The sequence below is a fragment of the Terrirhizobium terrae genome, from assembly GCF_030323265.1.
GTDB lineage: Bacteria > Pseudomonadota > Alphaproteobacteria > Rhizobiales > Rhizobiaceae > Neorhizobium.
On the sequence record NZ_CP104990.1, the window covers coordinates 109,653 to 128,632 of the forward strand.

Consider the following 18,980-nt stretch of genomic DNA (forward strand, 5'->3'; position numbering starts at 1 on the left):
ACGATCCGGCTAGCGCGTCTCGACACCGAATTCCTGGATATCCAGGTCCTGCTCGAGTTTGCGGAGCACGCGATCACTGATCTCACCTGTCCGGTACATCCGAAGCAACTCGGCGCGGCCAGCGTGGATCGCCGCCGCCATGGCAGCGGAAGGCTGAGCGACGAGGTGCTCTTTCTCGCTTTCATCTTCCACGAGCAGGGAAGCGCGGCGAGAGGCGCGGCTCCTGTAATGTTCGAGAAGGCAGGTTTCCTCATTTGACGCGGGGTGGGGAAAGGCCGCAGAAAGTGCTGCAAGTTGCGCCTTGGACATATTCATCCTTGCTTGCGCCTCGTCCTTGGCTAGCCGGCTCGATGACTGCGATCCGGTGGATGGCAGGATTTTCACGAGCAGCGGAAGCGAAGGGCCCTGAAGCAAGACCGTTACGAAAATTACCCCGAACGCCGAGATCAGGACTATATCTCTGCCGGGAAAATTTTCTGGAAGCGACAGGGCTGCTGCAAGGGTCACGGGGCCGCGGATCCCGGCCCAACTCAAGATCGTTGTGATGGAGAACACGGGCTTGAACCTGAGCTGCCATCCGAGCCGTCCGATCCCCAACCACAAGATATCTGAACCGAAAAGCCAGACGAAACGCGCTGCAAGCACCACAGCGATGATAACACCAGCGGGAACCAGTAGATCGGCGAACATCTGATCCGTTGTTGCGATCCGATCCAGCGTTCCGCGTAGCGATAATCCAACCAAAATGAAAAGCATGGACTGGAGAAGGAAGACCAGAATCTGCCAAAAGCTGGCCGCAGTGATGCGTGTTGCAGCGGAGAATATCTCATGCTGTCGCCAGCCGAGTAAAAGACCGGTCGTCACAGTCGAGAGCACGCCGGAAAGGCCCAAACGCTCTGCCGCGATGTACGATGTCGCCGCAAGAAGCAGGGTGCCGGTGATAACAAGCTCACTGCTGCCGAGCCTTTGAAGTACGGCAACACCGACTTGGCCAATTCCATAGCCAATGATTATGCCACCGATCGATACCATGCCAAACATCGCCAGCGCATCCGCAAAGTTGAACGAGCCAGCGATTGTCCACGCGACGGCGAAGTGAAACAGCACGAGACCACTGGCATCGTTGACCAGACTTTCGCCACCGAGCACGGTCGTCACCCGCGTAGGAAGTCGCAACTTCTGAAGCACAGCTTTTACCGCAACAGCATCCGGTGGAGAAACCGCGGCGCCAAGCGCAAAGCCCACGGCCCACGGGAGATCAGGAAAAAGAAGATGGAATACGACTGCGACGGAAAGCGATGTAAACAGCACGGCTCCGACGGCTAAGGATATAATCGTTGCAGAGTTCTGTTTGAAGTCACGCCACGCCGTCGAGTAAGCGCTGCTCAGCAGAAGCGGTGGCAAGAATACGACAAGAATGAGTTGAGGGTCGAAAATGACGGTCGGAATGCCGGGCACGAATGCAAGCGCTGCGCCGCCAAGGATCAATGCCGCCGCCGGGGAAGCCTTAGGTAGCGCGCTACAAGTTCGAGCGTCATCACTGCCATCAGCAGCAGGACTAAAAATTCGTACTGTGAATGCAGCGACATCGCTCGATTTGGCCCCAACGTCCATTCTTCCGATACTGAGAATAACGCGAAATCCAAGCCTGATAAGCTAGACAAGGGTGTATCTTCGTTCGACGCTTTTTTCGATTGGCGCGCCGAAGAACACGTGACTTACGAGGCATGTTATCTGCCGATTGACGGTCATCTCATCGGCCTCAAAGCGAGGCGCCCCATTCCGATGAACTCGAATATTCGTGCGGCGGTTTGACGCGGCCGTAAAAGATGTATTGAAAATGTATCTTTTACGGCCGATGTTCATCTCGCCAGCCGATAGGGCTGTCTTGAACCATCCGCCTCTGGAAAGGACATCCACAATGAACAACGATTTGAACGCTAAGGTTCTCGATGCACTGGATCGTGTCATGGTCATCTCGACGACAGATCTGCAGGGAAACATCACCTATGTGAACGACCTGTTCTGCAAATTGACCGGTTACAGCCGTGAGGAACTCATCGGCAAGCCCCATAACATCGTCCGGCACCCGGACGTCCCGAAGAGCGTCTACAAAGAGCTCTGGGATACGATCAAGGCGGGCGAAACCTGGTCGGGTGCGTTCCCGAATGTCGGCAAGGGCGGCGCGCTATATGTTGTAGACACCACCATTCAGCCTGTTCGCGACAGCGAGGGCAAGGTTGTCGAATACATCAGCATCCGCCGCGTCATCAACGACCTCATGGCTGATTTCGACCAGCTCAGAATCGTCGAAAGACATTTACGATCAATACTATAACTGATGAGGCTGTGACCATCATGTCACTCGGCATATCGCATATTGTCATAGGCGTCGGATCGGAATCCGGCAATGCTTCAGGCCTTGCCGCTCGTCTTGCCGCCGATCCGTCATTCCGGCCTTTTGCCCCAAGAGTCGAGAAGCTTGCAACGCTCGATATCGATACACTGGGGCGCGGTGGCGTGCTCGTCATCATATCAAGTTCATTCGGTGACGGAGAGCCGCCGGCTACGGCGGAAGGTTTTCTTGAGCGACTGAACGCGCTGCACGCCCCTTTGAATGTGCAATATGCCATCTTCGGACTGGGTGATGTCGCTTACCCGAACTTCTGCGGCTTCACCAAGACCTTGGATGCTGCTCTCGCTGCCTGCGGCTCGACGTCTGTCGTAAACCGCGTCGACGCCGACACCGACTACGAAGAATTTTTCGACATCTGGCGCAAGACGCTGTTGGCAACGCTCAAGGGCGATCGCGAGGCAGGGAAGTCGCTTGCTCTGCAGGTCAAATCCTATGGGGAGAATAGCGCCTACAGAGCGCCTATAGTCGAGCGCGAGAGGTTGAATGGAGGTGCCCCTTACGCGTGGCACTACCGGTTCGATATCGCGGGCAGCGGCATCAAATATCGCGCAGGGGATAATCTCTATGTCGTACCGGCAAACGATCCCGGCCTTCTGTCACGCCTTGCGGATTGGTTCGGGAGCGACGATGCCTACGAACTCTTCGGCCCGAAGGAAATTAGAAATGTCGGAAAGTCCTTCCTGCGAAACCTCGCCAGGCTTGCTCAAAACGATGCGCTCAAAGAGCTCCTGAAGAGCAGCAACAGGGCATCGTTGGAGACCTATCTATATGGTCGAGATCTCCTGGACTTGCTGATGGACTTTTGTGCTCGGGAGACTGTGACTGCATCTGAACTTGCTCAGCATTTGCCCGATATTCAGCCGCGGGCTTACTCAATAGCATCGGATGGAGATCCGAACCATGTAGATCTCTGTGTTCGCGAAGTGTCGTACAATCTCCAAGATCGAGATCGACAGGGGGCTGCGACCGGTTTCCTTGGACGCGCGCAAAGCACCGCACCGATTTTCGTGCGTGCCAATCCACGTTTCAGGCTACCCGCCGATGAAAAGGCTCCTGTCATCATGATCGGAACCGGGACTGGTATCGGTCCATATATGGGCTTGCTGAAGAACGCTGAGCAGTGCGAAAGATCTGCCGAGACATGCCTGATATTCGGTGATCGCCGTAGTGAATCGGACTTTCTTTATGAAGAGAGAATCCGAAGGTGGCAGGGAACTGGTCTACTCAGCAAGCTGATCACCGCTTTCTCGCGCGATGGCAATCAACCCTATTATGTGCAGCATGCGCTCTTCGATAATTCGAAGCATATCTGGCGTTTGCTTGATGATGGTGCTCATGTCTATGTGTGCGGAAGCAAGACGAATTTAGGACAGTCTATTGACGACGCGATTCATCGGATTGCAGTCCAGACTGGAGATCTGACGGAGGATCTGGCTCACGAGTTCTTGCTGCGCCTGAACCAAGACCAGAGACTGCACAAGGAACTCTACTGACAATCGAAGCCGGTTGCTTGCTGTAAGGGAAGCAACCGGTCCAGAGCTTGCTCTCTTTTGACATCATCGGCGCGGCTGCGATGTGCGCGATCAACGGTCGTGTATGTTTGAAATGCGGTGCGCCCGTTGGTGTCCGATGACAGAAGGATCACGCATCGCCGGCTTCGGTCCGGGTAAGCGATATTGGAGTACATAAAGGTGCACATTGAGGAAGACAAACAGCGCCACGAGTTGATCTCTCATGCAAGAGCGGGCGCGTTGGCTATCAGCGAGGCGGAGATCCGTTTCATGGTCGACCAGTTTTATGCACGAGTTCGAACCGACGATATGCTCGCTCCGCTTTTCGCCAGCATTGGTGCTGATGATTGGCCGGTGCATCTGGATAAAATGAGTGACTTCTGGTCATCGCTCCTCCTGGCATCCGGTCGATACAAAGGCGCTCCGATGGCCATTCATCTGGCGATGCCGCATCTCGACATAGTCCATTTCGAGCGCTGGCTCACCTTGTTCCGAGAGGTGGTCGCAGCCGTCTACGATGAAGCCGTCGCTCGCGTCATAATTGGTAAGGCCGAGAATGTTGCGCGTAGTTTGCATTACGGGATCGCTAGCTCACAAGGCCGGTTCTCGTCATGGAATCCCTCATCGAAAGTGGGGAGCTAGGGCGGAATTCATGGTGTATGTGGTCACGGAAAACTGCATAAAATGCAAATACATGGATTGCGTCGAGGTCTGTCCTGTCGATTGTTTCTACGCGGGCGAATCTATGCTGGTCATTCATCCGGATGAGTGTATCGATTGCGGAGTTTGCGAACCGGAGTGTCCCGCGGAGGCAATTCTTCCAGATAGTGATCCGGGTGCCACGAAATTTTGGCTGGCGCTCAATCGCAGATATTCGGGGCTCTGGCCCAACCTATCCATCAAAGGATCGCCACCGAGCGATGCAAGAGACTGGGATGGACTGCCGGATAAGGTCAAATATTTGAGCGATAACGCACACCAGCCGGACTGACGCTTGGTGAGAAGTCCGCTATTCGGATAACAGCGACCTAGTTTGTCTCATATGCTCGGTGACGCAGCACTATTGTCACGCATTGCATCGAGTTCGGCCACCATGGACCGGTCTAGCAGCATGTCTTTTAAGGTAGCTTGATCTAATTTTGCCAGGAAGGCTTTCAGCGCTTCTGCAAGCAACTTCTTCAATCCGCAGCTCGGTGTGATTACACACTGATTGTCGCAACCGAAGCATTCGACGATAGCGAAGTCCGGCTCCGTCGCTCGTATAACTTCACCGATGCGAATATCTTTGGGATCCCGACCCAGCCTGAAGCCCCCGGAACGGCCCCTCACGGAACTCAGAAATCCTTCACGAATGAGTTGGTTTACTACTTTCATAAGATGGGCGCGAGAAATCCCATAGGCTCTGGCCGTCTCTTCAATCGTCAAAAGCTTTTCCGGCTTGGCGGCCGCATACATCAGCACTCGAAGTGCAAAATCCGAATACTGCGTCAGACGCATTCTTATCACCCTATTTCGCTTAAGATGCACTTAATCTATATGTTTTTCAAGGTGCAGCTATGTATAGGGGAGCGCAATCGGGCGCCGTCCTGCGCAAAACCTTCTCGCGTTTGAGCTTCTCCGTTCAGCTCTCTACTGACGCCGTGGAAAGCCGTTGACGAATGTTGCTCCGATCTCAAGCTAATCCTCTGATCATTCGGTCGGTTGCCATCACAAGGCGCACTGCGCTCGGCGGTAACCGGTACGCGACCGCTAGGGTGGAAATGGAGCGCCAAATCGTTCGATAGGCACGGGGCGACTAGTCAGGATGCACGAGCGAGCCGCTAAGCGACTGATGAACATCGCGCCCCTGTCTGGCCGCACGTTCGTTTTCGACGGATCGTCTTGGGGAGGTGCCGTAGACCCTCCTGAACGCCGCCCCAAACGCCGCTTCCGACCCATAACCGACATCGTTGGCGACCTGCGCGATCGTCGTTGCCCGCTCTAGAAGTGCTTCGCGCGCCAACATCATTCTCCAACGGGTGAGATATTCTAGCGGAGACTCCCCGACAACGCGCGCAAACCGGGCGGCGAATTGCGAGCGCGACAGGCCGCTCACCGAAGCCAGTTCACCGACACGCCAGTTTTTTCCCGGAGCGGCGTGCATAGCAGAGAGAGCTTTGGCAATCTGAGGATCAAAAAGGGCGGCAAGCCAGCCTATCGACATCTCATCCTTGGAGTAAGTCCTGATGATCTCTATGAAGATCATATGCATGATTTGTTCCGACATGACGTCCGAGCCGGGACGTCCTTCGGTCAGCTCTGTCTCCAAACTTCGCAGAAGTGCACTGATCCATTGTGCGGCCGCCGTTCCGCCCCTCAGGAGAATGACTGGGGGTAGGCAAGAAGTGAGCAATTCCATGCCTCTGTCCGAAGTCATCTTGCCGCCAACGAATGTGACCGATGGTCCGTCGCCATTGTCGAGCACTGCGTAGCCGGAAGTGGCATGCGCGAAGACTTGCTCTGCTGGCAAGACCTCGCAGGCACGGCTATTTCCAACAGTAAACTCGGTCCCCTTTGTGAGCAGGAAGCAATCGCCGGCATTGAGTTGATGACTATTGCCGCCTACGTCGAGAAAGCAGCTGCCCTCCATGATCGCGTTGAATTTCATTCCCTCATGCATTTTGACAGAGACAGAAAATCTCCCTCTGGCGCGGAGTCCCGTAGACAGCACGCCTTTTGCTCGGGTCAACCGCAGGATATCTGAAAGAGGGTCAGGGGACATTTCCGGACTTTCGCTACAAAATATGCGACACTGAAATATAGTTCGTCTTGTTTTCCTTTGCCATATCTTTTGGAAAATGAAAGCGAGGCACTCATGCATAAAAATGGGCAAATACCCCTTGGCACCAATTGGGGCCCGACTGCCACAGCGGAGAATGTCGCTGATGGCATAGACCTGAAGGGCAAGGTCGTCATCGTTACAGGTGGCGCGTCAGGGTTAGGCCTTGAAACAACGCGGATACTGTCAACCCATGGGGCAGAGGTCATTGTGCCTGCAAGGCGCGTCGCGGATGCTGAAAGCGCACTCAAGGATATTCCCGGCACGGAAGTTTGTGAGATGGAGCTCACGGATAGCGCATCCGTAGAGCGGTTCGCGAAGCGATTTCTGGACACCGGACGCCCCGTTGATCGGCTGATACTGAATGCGGGCGTCATGGCGACGCCGCTCTTTCGCGACGAGGACGGCAACGAAGGCCAGTTTGCGACCAATCACCTGGGGCATTTCAGGCTAGCAGCGCTTCTATGGCCAGCTCTCAAAGCTGCGCAGGGGGCGAGGATTGTTGCTCTCTCCTCCCGTGGGCATCTCATAGACGGTGTCCATTTCGATGACCTTCGGTTCGAAGAGCGGCCGTACGATAAATGGCAAGCCTATGGACAGTCTAAGACGGCTAATGTGCTTTTCTCCGTCGCCGCTGATGCGAGAGGCAAGCGCGACGGAATCAGGGCGTTTGCAGTCCATCCCGGTTCTGTCGTTGGACCACTGGCTCGCCACCTGACGGCTGAGGAGATCGATTCATTCGGTGCGGTAGATAAGAATGGCCAGCCCATCATCGACCCCGTTGCGGACATGAAGAACTTTGCCCAGGGCGCGGCGACCACCGTCTGGTGTACGACCTCACCGCTACTTGATGGCGTAGGAGGTGTTTACTGCGAGAACAGCGACATCGCGACCCTTGAGGAGAGCGAGCGAAAGGGGTGAGACCCTATGCCGTTGATCCGGAAATTGCGGATCGGCTGTGGACAGTGAGCGCCGACTTAACGGGTGCGGACATCAGCTAGGGCTTGCTGGTCTGGACCTTCGAAAGCCTGCATTTTATGCCCGACCACAGATAAGGAGCCCGACCGTGGGCTCGATGTCTCCTGGTATGCTACGGCGGTTGCGTTCGAAATCGCGTCGGCTCGAGCAACGGAATTCGGAACTGGTTCCAAGTCTTGAGCAATATAGACTTTTGGTCGGTGTGGTAGCTTCGTTGATGCTATCTAGGCCCAGCCCGATGCCATCGCGATCATCGTAGATCGTCACGAACTTCATCTGCGATCAGTTCGCACAACAACGCCACTTTTCGAGGAGGGTGGAGCCCGAAAGCATGCACTGCGTTCAACGGAAGGGCAGGAAGATGGGCCCCTATTTCGATCACCACCAATCTGCCACTTGCGATGTCTTGCGATACAATACGACGCATTAGATATGCGGCTCCTATTCCGTGTAGCGCTGCGCGATGAAGACCAAATCCTGTGTCGCAGCCTATCACGCTAGGCGGCACAACTATTGATCCGTCCTCGAAGGCGATTTGGAACGCACTTGCGCCCGAGATGTATCTCGCGAATGGGAAGACAGAAAGCTCATCAGCGGTCTTTGGTTGACCGTGAAAGGCGAGTAGTTCCGGAGAAGCGACAATAACCATCTCCATGTCCGCTATCTTCCGAGCGGATAGTTCGCTGGACGGCAGTCGTCCGATACGAAACGCGACGTCGTAGTCTTCACGGATTACGTCGACGAACCGGTCCGAGATGCCGATCTCTAGACGAAGATCAGGATTCGGCTTGGCAAATTTCTGCAAAATTGGGTCGATTATCATCACAGCGAGCTCACCAGGGACACTCATCTTGAGCCTCCCCGAAAGACCTCTGGAAAGTACGTCGCTAGCGTTGGCCAACTCTTTCAAAAGCGGCGCGACGCGCTCCAAAAACAATTGGCCGTCGGGAGTGAGAGTTAGAGCGCGTGTCGACCGCAAAAATAGCCGCGCGCCGATATGCTTCTCGAGCCGGGAGATACTCCGCGACGTTGCGGACGGCGTGGTGCCGAGCAGTTTCGCCGCAGCTGTGAAGGAGCCACTCTCGGCGCTTTTCACGAAGGCTAGTAGACCAGGTGTCTCGTCAAGCAGGTCTCGCATTGCGAACTCCAAAGCAAAAATGATGTGCCCGACGTATGCCTACTGAACGAGATGTCGAGTTGCTATTTCGAGCTTCAGAAAAGGAGCGCTATGAAATGAAACAGCTTGAAGGCAAGGTCGCCATCATCACTGGTGGGAACAGCGGTATTGGCAGGGAGACAGCAAAACTCTTTGCGGTAAATGGGGCGCAGGTGATCGTAACAGCGCGGAGGCAAGACGCGCTCGATACTGCAGTACAAGAAATTGGCTACGGCGCGATAGGTATACCAGGGGATGTTGCCGACCTGGAACATCACAAACTGGTTGCCGCCGAAGCCAAGCGGCGCTTTGGCGGAGTGGATATTTATGTCGCGAATGCCGCGGTGATTGATCTGAAGCCGTCTATTGAAGTTACGCCTGAAGAGTTCGATCGCCATTTTTCAATCAACACGCGTGGTGTTTTTTCGGGGTCCAAACCATCGCGCCGGTCATGCATGACGGCGGCAATATCCTTCTAACCAGTTCATTGGCGGCGACGAAGGTCTTGGACAACCATGCGGTCTACGCCGGCACAAAGGCCGCAATGGCAGCCTTCGCAAGGAACTGGGTGAAGGAATTCAGATCCAGGAGGATCCGCGTTAACGTGATTAGCCCCGGACCGGTCGACACCGAAATCCTGACGAAGCTGGGTGTCGGCGAACAGGACCGACCCGCATTTTTGGGAGCGATGGCCAATATGATTCCTGCTGGACGCCTCGGCCAGCCGGTGGAGATCGCCAACTCGGCACTTTTCCTGGTCTCTCCCGAAGCGAGCTTCATCAACGGTGTCGAACTACACGTCGATGGAGGCATGAGCATCGCTTGAGGCTATATCACCAAGCGATGATCCCGAGCGCTGTTATAGACAGAAGCTGCATTGCCTCAAAAAACTTGGTCGCACAGGCAAGTTGCAATTTGCGGCAATGCCTCTTGTCATAAAAGCACCGAGACAATGGAGCGCTTCCAGGAGCCGTCAGTTGTCACCCGCCTGCTCAACCAGAGGGCCGACCGCCGTGCCGATGAAGTCGACATTCGGTTGGCGGGTCATCCTTGCATACCAAGCATGGCTTCTGCCATGCGCCAGAGGCGTTGGGCATTGTCTTCATCGATGGCATAGCGCGCGACGCCTTTGAATGGGCCGTTGCCGCGTTGATCGACGATCGGCGCTCGTTGGCAATCGTCATAGTATTCGCCGGATCGACCTTCCACGAGCGGTGAACCAGCGAGCAGCACAGTCGTTGAGGCACCTTGTTCGGCTGTCTTTCGCAAATGTTCCGGTGTGCGAAGGCCGCCGGTGTGCTTCTGCAAATTGGTCGCGATCGCTCCGGGGTTCAGAGCGTTCGACGTGATCCCGTCACTTGCCCATTTCTGGGTGATACCCACGGACATCAGGATGCAGGCCGATTTCGACTGGCCGTAGCCGAGAAGCGGCTCATACGGAATGAAATGGAAGTCCGGGTCATCCCAGAATACCGGGGCGAACAGGCTTCCAACCGACGCAACCGAGACCACCCGGGCTCTGTCAGCTTTGGCAAGATAAGGGTGGAGGCCGAGTGTCAGCGCAAAGTGTCCGAGATAGTTGGTCGCGAACTGCATCTCGCGGCCTTCCGGCGTGCGCTGCAGTTCCGGGATAGCCATAACACCAGCATTATTGATCAGGACGTCAAGCTTTTCGTCCCAGCCACGCACAAACGCCTGAACGGATGACAAGTCCGCGATATCAAGCCGGCGAACGCGTACGGCTCCTTTAGTGATTTCCGAAGAGATCTTGTCTGCAACGACCTGTGCATCGTCAGGACGGCGAGCCGCGATCGTCACGCAGGCGCCCGCAGCTGCGAGAGCCTTGGTGGTCTCAAGACCGATACCGCCTGCACCTCCTGTGACGATGATGTTCTTTCCGGAGAGATCTACGCCCTCCAGCACTTCTTTGGCGGTTGAGGTAAATCCGAACGGGATGTCTATGCTCACAGTTATTCTCCCTCAAATGATTGCTTGTCGTAGAGATACACCCGTGGCATTCGTGAACTAGATGGCCAAAGATATACGTATTGATGAGATATTTCGTACGGTAAGTTCGCTCCCGCCGGGTGAACTGGCAGCATTTCTCGCTGTCGCGGAACACGGAGGATTCCGGGCTGCAGCGCGGACCCTCGACCAGAGCGCTTCCGCACTGAGCCATGCCGTGGCGGGCCTCGAAAGGCGCCTCAAGGTCAAGCTGCTTCACCGATCGACCCGAAATGTATCGTTGACTGAATCCGGGCGGAGGTTTGTCGCGAGACTTGTTCCAGCGATCAGCGAGATCGGGTCGGCTGTGGAGGAGCTTACGGACTTGAATGCTGTTCCAGCGGGACTTCTGCGCATCAACTGTGACGCCAACGCGGCTGAGCAGGTTCTCGTGCCTCTGTTGACCAAATTCATGGAAACCCAACCCGCCATGAGGTTCGAGATCGTATCCGAAACGCGACTGGTGGACATCGCGGAGGGCGGGTTTGACTGTGGCATCAGACTCACCGAACTGGTGCCCGACGACATGGTCGCGATACCCATCGGTCCCGACCAGCAGCACATCGTCGTTGCTTCGCCAGGCTATCTCGACAAAGCCCCGAAACTCCTCCAGCCGTCGGATATCGCGCTCCACAGGTGTGTTCAGTTGCGCATGTCCGGCGGCTCGCTCTATCGGTGGGAATTCCAGAAACGTGGCGAAGCATTCGCTATCGAGACCTCTGGCAATCTGGTCGTCGATCATTCGAGGCTTCTTCTTGCTGCAGCGCATGAAGGATATGGTCTTGCTTACGTCACACGATGGATGGCTTGTGAAAGCCTTCGGAACGGTTCCCTGAGGCAGGTACTTCAAGACTGGACCCCGCCCTATCCAGGCCTGTGCCTTTATTATCCGCGGCACCGCCACCTTAGTGCCGGGATGCGTGCCTTCCTGGCGTTTCTCAGAGATGCACACTAGGCGGATATCCCGCTATGCGCGACGCATGACCAATCGACGTTGCCTTTCGTATATCTGATATGCCGTTTCGAGATCCTGTAGGTTCATCTCGGCAGCCGACAATGGCAAACCTGAGATCCGAAGGAGACATCCGTGTATAAGAAACTTGCAGCTGCTGCGGTTATCGCGCTCATTGGGGAACCCCGCTAAGCGCGCATGACGCTTCGAAGAATGCAAAAGTCACACTCGTGTTCGACCATGTTCTCCCTAACGTTCCCGGCAAGAGCATGCGAGGTGTGCTGGTTGAATACGGTCCCGGAGGCTATTCCCCGCACACACGCATGCTGAAAGTGCATTCATCTATGCAACGGTCCTGGAAGGCGAGATCAAGAGCAAGGTCGGTAACGGCCCTGAAAAGATCTTCAAAGCCGGAGAGAACTTCATCGAAAACCCGGGTGACCATCACGGCGTAAGCGCCAATGGCAGCGAGACGAAGCCCGCGAAACTATTGGCGGTCTTTGTCGTCAATACCGATGAGACGGAGCTGACGATCCCCGACAAGAAATAGCTGCTGGAGCGAAATTACAGCCGGGGCGACTAGCCCCGGTCAATCCGAATTTGAGCGACGGTGACGCTTGGAGAGTAGCATATCGATGTTGGGCGGATCTCGGCGGAGAACATAGATAGCGGCGCGCGCCAAAGTTTCTCTGCCGATCTATACAGGGCCGGATTGAGGCAAGCAGCTAGTCAACCGAAGTTGATCTCGTAGCGTTTCGAATGCAATTAACTCCTGCATCCTCCAGCCTTGACATGCAGGAGATGGTGTCCTCCTGTATTTCTGCATTTTAATGCTGGAGGGATACGGGGTGATTGCGTCGACGATCTCGATCGAAGAGATCAAAGCGTTGGTGGATGCCTTACCGGGACTCGGCTGGGCCGCGTGGCCCAATGGCGAGTTCATATGTCAAAGCGTATCCATGGAGGCCTACACTGGCTTCCCGAGCTCCAAGTTTGTGGAGCGTGACGCACTAAGCGGCGAATTTGCCTGGAGTGAATTGCTTCATGTGAATGACTATAGCCGCCTTGAACAGGCATGGTTGGCTGCTGTGCAGAGCGTTGGGACATTCGACGTCGCTCATCGCGTCCGCACCGCAAATGGAAGCTTCCGATGGCTTCGAACCACTGCACGCGCTCAGACCGATGCTACCGGCAAGATCGTATTCTGGCTTGGAACATGTGTAGACATCCACGAAGCGATATCGGAGGTGGAAGCTTCGAGAGAACGCGAGAGGGTTTTGCAGAACTTCATCGACGCTGTCCCCGTTCCGATATGGTCGGCTGATTGCTCCGGGAACCCAACTTATTTCAATCAAGCGCTCAAAGCTCAGGTTGGCATTTCGGATACGAACACGATCCAGAAGTTCACCCTCGATGAGGTCTTGTCCCGCGTGATACATCCGGACGACTTATCGAGGGTGTCCAGTGCGCTCAAGGCGACGTTTGCCGGCGGCGAGCGCTTCAAGCAGAAATATAGGCAAGTGCGTGCCGATGGGGGTTTTCGTTGGACGAATGGCGAGGTCAACGCCTTGCGCGATGACAAAGGCGTCGTCATGCGTTGGCTGGGGGTCGCCCAGGATATCGACGACGAGGTTTCAGCCCAGGCTGCTATTTCAGAGCGTGAAGCCAGGCTTGCATTAATAATCGAAACAATGCCGGGGCTATTGTGGGTATCCTCGCCCGATGGGCAGCCGACATACTTCAGCCGTCAGCTGGAGCAGTGGTCCGGCCTCACTGTCGACAAGATCACTCACAGCGAAGTCGATGTGCTCAAGGGAATTATTGAGGCGACCATCCATCCAGACCACCAGGAAGAGGTCGAGACAACTATACGCAAGAGCTTCAAGTCCGGAGAGCCCTGGTTTAGGAGGTTTCGGCAGCGACGCTTCGATGGGACATGGCGTTGGCTCGAAGCACGAATGGAGCCACTCAGAGATGAGAATGGCAAAATCGTTCAGTGGTATGGTCTGCAAGTCGACATTGAGAATGAATTCTTGGCCCAAGAGTCATTGCGGATTTCTCAAGACAAGCTTGCTCGTGCCTCACGGTTCGCTGGGATGGCCGAGCTTTCTGCATCGATCGCTCACGAACTGAGCCAGCCGTTGGCGGCGGTTATAATGAGTGCGGATGCCTGCAAACGGTGGCTTGACATGTCGCCGCCAAATACCGACCGCGCGGCACATAGCGCGGATTCCGTCGTAAGGGATGCTAATATTGCCTCAGAAGTGGTCAAGAGGATCAGAGCACTTTTCCAGCATAAGTCTGAGGGTCGAGAGAACGTCGACATCAACCTGCTGATTCTGAGCGTCAAGAAACTGTTGTCGGAGGAACTGATATCGCACGGGATTCGCCTGGATCTGAAATTGGCGAAATCGCTGGAAATGGTTTCCGTTGACAGTATTCAGATACAGCAGGTCCTGGTGAACCTCGTGCACAATGGCGTTGAGGCGATGGTGGGAACCCCAGGCCGCGAAAGACTGATAACCGTAAAAACGTTCCCCTCAGAACTTGGACCGGTCGTCGAGATCACCGACGCAGGCAACGGGTTCCAAGATGTAGATCGCGCATTTATGCCGTTCTTTACGACTAGGGAAAGCGGCATGGGGATGGGACTCTCCATATGTGAATCCATCATCACCTCTCACGGAGGTAAAATTTGGGCAGAGAACGTCGACCAAGGCGCTCGCGTAAGCTTTACGGTTAGGGGAAGTTTCGGAGAGCCCATCAATACTGCCGAAAGAGCCAGATGAAGCTCTTGTAGTCACTTAGCTCGCCGCGAAACGATATATAACGGCCCCCTTCCACCACAGAACAAGCAGTAGAGACAGGCAGGGTACGATCCGCTGGCGACCCGAGGTACGCCTCGTCCGACCGCCCTGATCAGGCAGACCTGGCTGCGACAGGAAGGCGGAACGGGGCGCCCAGACGATTGAAAGCATTCATCGCCGCAATTGTGATGGTCAGATCGACAAGTTCCTTCGGCGAAAATGCTGCCGATGCTGCCGCATACGCCTCATCCGAGGCATGTGTCTCGCTGATACGTGTCACTTCCTCGGCCCAAGCCAGAGCTGCGCGTTGCTGATCGCTGAACAGATGCGGGACCTCGGCCCACACGGTTACCAGAAGGATCTTGTCGATGGGCATGGTTTTACGCAGGTCACGGCTATGCATGTCGATACAATGGGCACAACCGTTGATTTGAGATACCCGAAGGAACACAAGATGGATCAAAGCCTCGGGAAGGTCAGTATTTTGCATTACATAATGATAGACGCCAAGTAGCGTTTTTGCACCTTCCGGTGCAATCTCGTGCCAATTCATGCGGGACATTTTGCTGCCTTTCGGTGTTTGGGCGAGAGTATTTCGTTACCCACCGGATGCCGTCTGGAATCGTCGTGCAAGGCCGGTTGGATGCACCCGGATTTGAGCTCTATGACGGTTTGTGCAACTTTTTCGTCGCCGTGTATTCCCGCTCAAGCAGGGTCGTTTTTTTATCCAGCCCCCAAGTGTAACCGAAGAAGGTGCCGTCGCTCTTAACGACCCGGTGACACGGAATGGCGACTGCCAGAGCGTTGGAGGCACAGGCGCTGGCGACGGCATTTATGGATCGAGCATGCCCGATTTTTCTGGCAATCTCAGTGTAGGAAGCCGTCTGCCCAGCGGGAATGCTTTGCAGTGCCCGCCATACACGTCTCTGAAAAACTGTTCCCCGGATATCGAGCGGCAGGTCATGTGACAGGTCCGGTGCTTCGATAAGGCCGACGACCTGAGCAACAATGAGTTCATAGTTGGCATCGCCTCCAACAAAATTGGCCTTCGGAAAGCGATCCTGCAAATCCTGAAGTAAAATCTCCGGCGAGTCACCCATAAGGATCGCAGCAATTCCCTTCGCACTCGAGGCAACGACAATAGCCCCAAGTGATGTTTGTCCTACGGCGAACCGTAACGTCTCCTGTTTCCCACCATCTCTGAAATGGCGTGGCGTCATGCCAAGGGATTTGTTGGTCACGGCGTAAAATCTCCACTTGAGCTATAGCCCGCGTCATAGAATGACTCGGTTACGGGGCGCCCACGCAGAAGTCTCTCCCTTACGTCTGCCGCCAGCTTCTGTTCCTGGTATGCCCGAGGCGTTAGCCCAGTATATTTTCGGAAAAGCCGATGAAAATGCCCTTCACTTATGCCGATTGAATGGGCTAACGCAGCCACTGAAGCTGGGGTGTCTGCGGCTTCGATCAACCGACAAGCTTCAGCGATAGTTTCGCAATTTTGTTGACGAATACTTCCTTCATTCGGCCGGCAGCGGCGGCAAGGGCGGAAACCCGCACGCTCGGCGTCCTTTGCGGAAACGAAGATTTTCTGGGCGAGGCACGCGGGAACCACAAGATAGCCGGCAGTATATTCCGGTAGTAATCACGCCACGCCACGTGCCTCCGAAGCGGACATCTGCACTCGGATTGACGTTAAGCGCTACGCCAGTCATCAGAGCTGGTCTCGGCTTTGTGCGCCAAATGGATTGTCGATCAGGTAGCGCCAAAAGCCGTCGTCACCTCGGCGCGCGATATCTGTTGCTGTCGCGATCATGTTGACCTCGGTGCCATCGCGGGCGGTGCCGATATAGGACCAATCGAGGATGAGCAGCGCCGTATCCGCTGCGACATGGATTTGGCGTTGGTTGATCGACATCTGGAGGCCGAGAGAAAAATACCTTTCAAGTTCCGTTCCGATTGCTTCTCGCCCCTTATGTCCATGCCCGGACGCGTCGATGATCATACCGTCCGAATGGTAGAAACCGAGCATTGTTTCGACATCAAGTGAGTTGAGGTGGGCGAGCAAGGCCGGGACAATACCTTCCGGTGTGGTTGCCAAGGCATAGTTCTGGTTCATCTGACTTTTCCTCTCGTCATGTAGCCCTACTGCAGGTGGGGCCGGATCGTGATGACACGAATCTGGAGAGTAAAAACTCCACTTTCTGATCTCAGATTCATTCTGATTCAGTGTTTGCCGCCGGCTCCAGACTGGCCACCCCGAAGAGAGCGGCAGACATTAGCCCAAACGGACGCTACCTTAATTTGTGAGAAAGTATCGCATACGTGCGTATATCTTTCGCTGATCCGCAGCGATGGTACGCATAGCTACATTTCAACGGTGACGCGTCTAGGCCAATCACCCAGGTGCGCGGCGCCAAATTTTTCAAACAAGCTAAAGGTGCGATATGTGCGATGATTGCAATGCTTCCACACGTAGGAACTTCCTCTCGGGCCTCGGAGTCGCAGCCGTAGGAAGCGTCGCTGCGGCGACCTCTGCTAGGAGCCAGGGCGTTGCGGACGACCCGTACGCCGACCCACCAAAAGGCGCTCTTCAAGACCCCGGTATGACGCTCGACATAGAGCGAGCGGCCCTTGTGGTGATTGACCCCCAAGTCGACTTCATGAGCCCCAGAAGTCCGGCATGGCCAGTAGTAGGGGAGAGCGTGACGGAGCACAACGTGGTTCCCAACCTCGTCAAACTATTTCGTGCCGCGAAATCGTCAAACATGCCTGTGATCATCTCTCCGCACTATTACTACCCCCACGATCACCGTTGGAAGGTTGAGGGGCCGCTGGAGATGCTCCAACATAAGCTCGGGATGTTCGACCGGAAGGGGCCTTTGACTCTCGACGGCTTTGCCGGATCGGGCGCGGAGTGGATGCCTGAATTCAAAGATTACATTGAGGACGGTAAGACTATCGTATGTTCTCCGCACAAGCTATACGGCCCTCAAGCGAATGACTTAGTGCTTCAGTTGGGTAAGCAGCGGGTCAACCAAGTGGTATTGGCAGGCATGGCTGCAAATCTTTGCGTCGAATCTCATTTGCGGCATCTTCTCGAGAACGGGTTTGAGGTTGCCGTGGTTCGCGATGCAATCGCTGCAGCCAAGCTGCCGGAGGGGACGGCTATATGGCCGCGCTTATCAATTTCCGCTTTATTGCCAATGCCCTTTGGACAACCGATAGATCGGTGAAGGAGATGGCGAAAGTCTGATCCAGGGGAGGATATACTTTTTCTGCCTACCGGCGACCTTGATCGACTGGGCGTCTGGGGCGGAAGATGGCAGGCGCATTCAAGGCAAGTCATCGGTCGCTTGCGGTATGACGCTATCGCTCAACTCCGACCCGGACGGGTTGGGTATTCGCTGCGGAATGAAACTTTAATTCCCTCTTCCGCTGCCACCTGATCGGCGCGACATCCCGAGGTATATCTTGCCGGTGTGGCTCAATGCGGCGACTCTCCAGGGATTGAGGCGAACTAACCAGATCAATAGCCAGCCTCCCAACTGATCTAAACCCAAGGAGAATGTCATGAAAATCGTCGTAGTAGGTGGCACCGGTCTCGTCGGAAGCAAGGTCGCGGGTTTGCTGTCCGCGCGCCATCTTGAAGTCGTTGTCGCGTCACCAAGCACCGGGATCAATAGCATCACCGGGGAAGGTCTGGATGCCGCGTTGCAAGGGGCTGATGTCGTCGTGGACGTCACGAACGCGCCGTCCTTCGACGCCGCTGAAGTCATGAAATTCTTCAATGTCTCGACAACCAACCTTCTAGCGGCGGAGAAGAAGGCAGGAGTGGGGCACCATGTGGTCCTCTCGATTGTCGGCACGGATGGTCTGCCGGGCAATGGCTACTTTGTAGCCAAGGCCGCCCAAGAGGCTTTGCTGGAAAAGTCGGGCGTCCCGTTTTCCATTATACGCGCAACGCAGTTCATGGAATTCATGGGAACAATTGCCGATGCAGGTACCTCGGGGGCGAGACACGGCTCTCTACCAGCAACTTCCAACCGATTGCCGTAGATGATCTGGCCGAATTCCTCGTTGACGCAATTATCGGTTCTCCCTTGAACGGTTCGATCGACGTTGCAGGGCCAGACCGTGGTCGCATGTGCGACATCATCGCTCAATACCTTGAAGCCGTCGGTGATCCGCGCAAGGTTATCCCCGATGCGAGTGCCGGCTATTTCGGCTGCGCGCTGGAGGAGAACTCCCTGGTGCCGCTCGGGGAGGCTCGCATTGGCTCCACGAATATTGCGACGTGGGCGCAGCGGGGGAAAGCCGCCTGACGCCAGGTATCTTAAG

At 55.4% G+C, this 18,980-nt stretch carries 15 protein-coding genes and 6 pseudogenes; 11 read left to right on the forward strand and 10 right to left on the reverse strand.

Annotated features, from left to right (window positions below):
* Window positions 1–9: 9 nt before the first annotated feature.
* Complete coding sequence (locus N7E02_RS00535) at window positions 10–1,488, reverse strand: Na+/H+ antiporter (protein WP_286578184.1); 1,479 nt, start codon at window positions 1,486–1,488, stop codon at window positions 10–12.
* 433 nt (window positions 1,489–1,921) lie between these two features.
* Here N7E02_RS00535 and N7E02_RS00540 point away from each other — a divergent pair.
* From N7E02_RS00540 to fdxA, 4 genes and pseudogenes are all read left to right on the forward strand, one after another.
* Window positions 1,922–2,342, forward strand: a pseudogene (locus N7E02_RS00540) (PAS domain-containing protein).
* A gap of 16 nt (window positions 2,343–2,358) precedes the next feature.
* Window positions 2,359–3,909, forward strand: a complete 1,551-nt coding sequence (locus N7E02_RS00545; RefSeq protein ID WP_286578387.1) for a diflavin oxidoreductase — start codon at window positions 2,359–2,361, stop codon at window positions 3,907–3,909.
* Window positions 3,910–4,107: 198 nt separating this feature from the next.
* Window positions 4,108–4,569, forward strand: coding sequence for a group III truncated hemoglobin (locus tag N7E02_RS00550; protein ID WP_286578185.1), 462 nt, complete (start codon window positions 4,108–4,110; stop codon window positions 4,567–4,569).
* Between the two features lie 10 nt (window positions 4,570–4,579).
* On the forward strand, window positions 4,580–4,918 hold the full coding sequence (gene fdxA, locus N7E02_RS00555; RefSeq protein WP_286578186.1) for a ferredoxin FdxA: 339 nt from the start codon (window positions 4,580–4,582) through the stop codon (window positions 4,916–4,918).
* Between the two features lie 47 nt (window positions 4,919–4,965).
* Here fdxA and N7E02_RS00560 read toward each other — a convergent pair whose 3' ends face one another.
* Both N7E02_RS00560 and N7E02_RS00565 read right to left on the reverse strand, forming a co-directional pair.
* On the reverse strand, window positions 4,966–5,424 hold the full coding sequence (locus N7E02_RS00560; RefSeq protein ID WP_286578187.1) for an Rrf2 family transcriptional regulator: 459 nt from the start codon (window positions 5,422–5,424) through the stop codon (window positions 4,966–4,968).
* Between the two features lie 298 nt (window positions 5,425–5,722).
* Complete coding sequence (locus N7E02_RS00565; protein WP_353622773.1) at window positions 5,723–6,787, reverse strand: AraC family transcriptional regulator; 1,065 nt, start codon at window positions 6,785–6,787, stop codon at window positions 5,723–5,725.
* On the opposite strand from N7E02_RS00565, the pseudogene N7E02_RS00570 reads away from it, so the two are divergent.
* Window positions 6,782–7,746, forward strand: a pseudogene (locus tag N7E02_RS00570) (oxidoreductase). The gene N7E02_RS00565 and the pseudogene N7E02_RS00570 sit on opposite strands and share 6 nt — an antisense overlap.
* Window positions 7,747–7,973: 227 nt before the next feature.
* On the opposite strand, the gene N7E02_RS00575 reads toward N7E02_RS00570, so the two are convergent.
* Window positions 7,974–8,861 carry a LysR family transcriptional regulator gene (locus tag N7E02_RS00575; RefSeq protein WP_286578189.1) on the reverse strand — a complete coding sequence of 296 codons (888 nt, stop codon included), beginning with the start codon at window positions 8,859–8,861 and terminating at the stop codon, window positions 7,974–7,976.
* 95 nt (window positions 8,862–8,956) lie between these two features.
* Between N7E02_RS00575 and N7E02_RS00580 the strand changes: the two are divergent.
* A pseudogene (locus N7E02_RS00580) lies at window positions 8,957–9,705 on the forward strand (SDR family NAD(P)-dependent oxidoreductase).
* 218 nt (window positions 9,706–9,923) lie between these two features.
* On the opposite strand, the gene N7E02_RS00585 reads toward N7E02_RS00580, so the two are convergent.
* On the reverse strand, window positions 9,924–10,847 hold the full coding sequence (locus N7E02_RS00585) for an SDR family NAD(P)-dependent oxidoreductase (protein WP_286578190.1): 924 nt from the start codon (window positions 10,845–10,847) through the stop codon (window positions 9,924–9,926).
* Window positions 10,848–10,908: 61 nt separating this feature from the next.
* Here N7E02_RS00585 and N7E02_RS00590 point away from each other — a divergent pair, with 61 nt between their 5' ends.
* The 3 genes and pseudogenes from N7E02_RS00590 (at window position 10,909) to N7E02_RS00600 (ending at window position 14,624) form a co-directional block, all read left to right on the forward strand.
* Window positions 10,909–11,838, forward strand: a complete 930-nt coding sequence (locus tag N7E02_RS00590; protein ID WP_286578191.1) for a LysR family transcriptional regulator — start codon at window positions 10,909–10,911, stop codon at window positions 11,836–11,838.
* Between the two features lie 162 nt (window positions 11,839–12,000).
* Window positions 12,001–12,385: pseudogene (locus tag N7E02_RS00595) on the forward strand (cupin domain-containing protein).
* Window positions 12,386–12,683: 298 nt separating this feature from the next.
* Complete coding sequence (locus tag N7E02_RS00600) at window positions 12,684–14,624, forward strand: PAS domain-containing protein (RefSeq protein WP_286578192.1); 1,941 nt, start codon at window positions 12,684–12,686, stop codon at window positions 14,622–14,624.
* Between the two features lie 130 nt (window positions 14,625–14,754).
* On the opposite strand, the gene N7E02_RS00605 is transcribed toward N7E02_RS00600, so the two are convergent.
* The 5 genes from N7E02_RS00605 to N7E02_RS00625 form a co-directional block, all read right to left on the reverse strand.
* On the reverse strand, window positions 14,755–15,204 hold the full coding sequence (locus N7E02_RS00605) for a carboxymuconolactone decarboxylase family protein (RefSeq protein WP_286578193.1): 450 nt from the start codon (window positions 15,202–15,204) through the stop codon (window positions 14,755–14,757).
* Window positions 15,205–15,304: 100 nt separating this feature from the next.
* Window positions 15,305–15,883: a methylated-DNA--[protein]-cysteine S-methyltransferase gene (locus N7E02_RS00610; RefSeq protein WP_286578194.1), complete on the reverse strand. Its 579-nt coding sequence runs from the start codon at window positions 15,881–15,883 to the stop codon at window positions 15,305–15,307.
* The gene (locus N7E02_RS00615) at window positions 15,880–16,254 is read right to left on the reverse strand and encodes a helix-turn-helix domain-containing protein (RefSeq protein ID WP_286578195.1); all 375 of its coding nucleotides are present in this window, start codon (window positions 16,252–16,254) and stop codon (window positions 15,880–15,882) included. Before N7E02_RS00615 ends, N7E02_RS00610 begins: the two co-directional genes overlap by 4 nt.
* Window positions 16,160–16,354, reverse strand: a complete 195-nt coding sequence (locus tag N7E02_RS00620) for an Ada metal-binding domain-containing protein (protein WP_286578196.1) — start codon at window positions 16,352–16,354, stop codon at window positions 16,160–16,162. The genes N7E02_RS00615 and N7E02_RS00620 overlap by 95 nt, the downstream gene beginning before the upstream one ends.
* Window positions 16,354–16,758, reverse strand: coding sequence for a YybH family protein (locus N7E02_RS00625; protein ID WP_286578198.1), 405 nt, complete (start codon window positions 16,756–16,758; stop codon window positions 16,354–16,356). The genes N7E02_RS00620 and N7E02_RS00625 overlap by 1 nt, the downstream gene beginning before the upstream one ends.
* A 328-nt stretch (window positions 16,759–17,086) precedes the next feature.
* Between N7E02_RS00625 and N7E02_RS00630 the strand changes: the two are divergent.
* Both N7E02_RS00630 and N7E02_RS00635 read left to right on the forward strand, forming a co-directional pair.
* Window positions 17,087–17,895, forward strand: a pseudogene (locus tag N7E02_RS00630) (cysteine hydrolase family protein).
* Between the two features lie 317 nt (window positions 17,896–18,212).
* Window positions 18,213–18,964 (forward strand): annotated as a pseudogene (locus tag N7E02_RS00635) (SDR family oxidoreductase).
* Window positions 18,965–18,980: the final 16 nt, after the last annotated feature.

Excerpts from the sequence above, each read along its gene's own strand:
- N7E02_RS00565 (WP_353622773.1), bottom strand. The coding sequence starts at position 6,787 with ATGCATGAGTGCCTCGCTTTCATTTTCCAAAAGATATGGCAAAGGAAA.
- N7E02_RS00575 (WP_286578189.1), bottom strand. The coding sequence starts at position 8,861 with ATGCGAGACCTGCTTGACGAGACACCTGGTCTACTAGCCTTCGTGAAA.
- N7E02_RS00620 (WP_286578196.1), bottom strand. The coding sequence starts at position 16,354 with ATGACTGGCGTAGCGCTTAACGTCAATCCGAGTGCAGATGTCCGCTTC.
- N7E02_RS00545 (WP_286578387.1), top strand. The coding sequence starts at position 2,359 with ATGTCACTCGGCATATCGCATATTGTCATAGGCGTCGGATCGGAATCC.
- N7E02_RS00625 (WP_286578198.1), bottom strand. The coding sequence starts at position 16,758 with ATGAACCAGAACTATGCCTTGGCAACCACACCGGAAGGTATTGTCCCG.
- fdxA (WP_286578186.1), top strand. The coding sequence starts at position 4,580 with ATGGTGTATGTGGTCACGGAAAACTGCATAAAATGCAAATACATGGAT.
- N7E02_RS00590 (WP_286578191.1), top strand. The coding sequence starts at position 10,909 with ATGGCCAAAGATATACGTATTGATGAGATATTTCGTACGGTAAGTTCG.
- N7E02_RS00605 (WP_286578193.1), bottom strand. The coding sequence starts at position 15,204 with ATGTCCCGCATGAATTGGCACGAGATTGCACCGGAAGGTGCAAAAACG.
- N7E02_RS00560 (WP_286578187.1), bottom strand. The coding sequence starts at position 5,424 with ATGCGTCTGACGCAGTATTCGGATTTTGCACTTCGAGTGCTGATGTAT.